Below are 1,480 nucleotides of genomic sequence, written 5' to 3' on the forward strand. Positions count from 1 at the left end.
CCGTCACGGTGCCGCTGACGACCTTGAAGGGCAGCTCGGCGGTGGTGTCCCGGACGGCCTGCGCGGTGAAGAGGTAGATGATCGCCAGCAGGATGATGCCGGCGATCAGGAACATCCCGCCGTAGAGCAGCGTGAGCCGTATCCGGATGGTCGGACGCAGCAGCGGCCTGACCGGGTCCCGGGGGTCCCAGGTCGGCTTCGGTGGGGTGTGCAGCAGGGTCGGCGACGAGGGCATTAGGTCAGATCCGGTATCCCGAGCCGGGCACGGTGACGATCACCGGGGGCTCGCCGAGCTTGCGGCGCAGGGTCATGACCGTGACGCGCACGACGTTGGTGAACGGGTCGGTGTTCTCGTCCCAGGCCTTCTCCAGGAGCTGCTCGGCCGAGACGACGGCGCCCTCGCTGCGCATGAGAACCTCCAGGACCGCGAACTCCTTCGGGGCCAGCTGGACCTCCTTGCCGTCGCGGAAGACCTCGCGGCGGTTCGGGTCCAGCTTGATGCCGGCGCGCTCCAGGACGGGCGGGAGCGGGACCGTGGTGCGGCGGCCGAGGGCCCGGACGCGGGCGGTGAGCTCGCTGAAGGCGAAGGGCTTGGGCAGGTAGTCGTCCGCGCCGAGCTCCAGGCCCTCGACGCGGTCGCTGACGTCGCCGGAGGCGGTGAGCATCAGGATCCGGGTGGGCATGCCCAGCTCGACGATCTTGCGGCAGACGTCGTCGCCGTGCACCAGGGGAAGGTCCCTGTCGAGCACCACGACGTCGTAGTCGTTGACCCCGACGCGCTCCAGTGCCGCGGCACCGTCGTACACGACGTCGACCGCCATGGCCTCGCGGCGCAGGCCGGTGGCCACCGCGTCCGCGAGAAGCTGCTCGTCCTCGACGACGAGTACGCGCACGTCCGTAAGTCCTTTCCTGGGCCAGGTCCAGCACGCGGACAAGGCGGTTTCTGCGCACTGACTGTGCGTATCCATCCTGCCCCGAACGCGCGTAAACCGGCTGTAAGACGGCTGTGCGGGGACGGCGCGGGAGGGCGCCGGCCAGGCCTCAGGCGGGCGAGCGGCCGGGAGGCTGGAAGAATTCACCTGAATCACGGGCCAGTTGAGGTTTCTGTGAGGAAAGGGCTGGGGAGGACGACTGCACACCCCGCGATCACGCCCTGTAGGTGACACGCCACCTACCGCTCTCTGTCCCCCAGAGGTAGCAGTGTGTGATCCACCCACCCCCGGCACTCCCCGTGCCACCGACCCACGACGAGGGGGCGCACGATGGACGCTTTCACCGCAGGGCTGCTGCACCGCATCAGGACCACGCAGTCCGACCTCACGCGCGCTCGCGAGGCGGGCGACGACTTCCTCGCGGAGGTCGAGCAGGCCGAGCTCGACGACCTGCACCGCCTGGCGGCCGAACACGGCGTGGAGGTCGGCGCGGCCTGCGCCTGACCCCACGGACAAGGGCGGGCCCCCGGAGTCGATGACTCCGGGGG

The 1,480-nt window shown here is 70.1% G+C and carries 2 protein-coding genes and 1 pseudogene; 1 reads left to right on the plus strand and 2 read right to left on the minus strand.

Annotated features, from left to right (window positions below; translation table 11 throughout):
* Positions 1 to 235 (minus strand): annotated as a pseudogene (locus tag ACFWJO_RS38985) (two-component sensor histidine kinase); the annotation flags it as partial.
* Positions 236 to 239: 4 nt separating this feature from the next.
* A complete protein-coding gene (locus ACFWJO_RS38990; RefSeq protein WP_384418036.1) occupies positions 240 to 893 on the minus strand; it encodes a response regulator transcription factor in 654 nt (217 codons plus the stop codon).
* Between the two features lie 369 nt (positions 894 to 1,262).
* Here ACFWJO_RS38990 and ACFWJO_RS38995 point away from each other — a divergent pair, with 369 nt between their 5' ends.
* Positions 1,263 to 1,436: a hypothetical protein gene (locus ACFWJO_RS38995; RefSeq protein WP_384418033.1), complete on the plus strand. Its 174-nt coding sequence runs from the start codon at positions 1,263 to 1,265 to the stop codon at positions 1,434 to 1,436.
* The last annotated feature ends 44 nt before the right edge of the window (positions 1,437 to 1,480 follow it).

Origin of the sequence: Streptomyces sp. NPDC127092 (assembly GCF_042722475.1) — a bacterium.
Lineage (GTDB): Bacteria > Actinomycetota > Actinomycetes > Streptomycetales > Streptomycetaceae > Streptomyces.

Coding starts and splice junctions, on each gene's coding strand:
- ACFWJO_RS38995 (WP_384418033.1), top strand. CDS start 1,263: ATGGACGCTTTCACCGCAGGGCTGCTGCACCGCATCAGGACCACGCAG.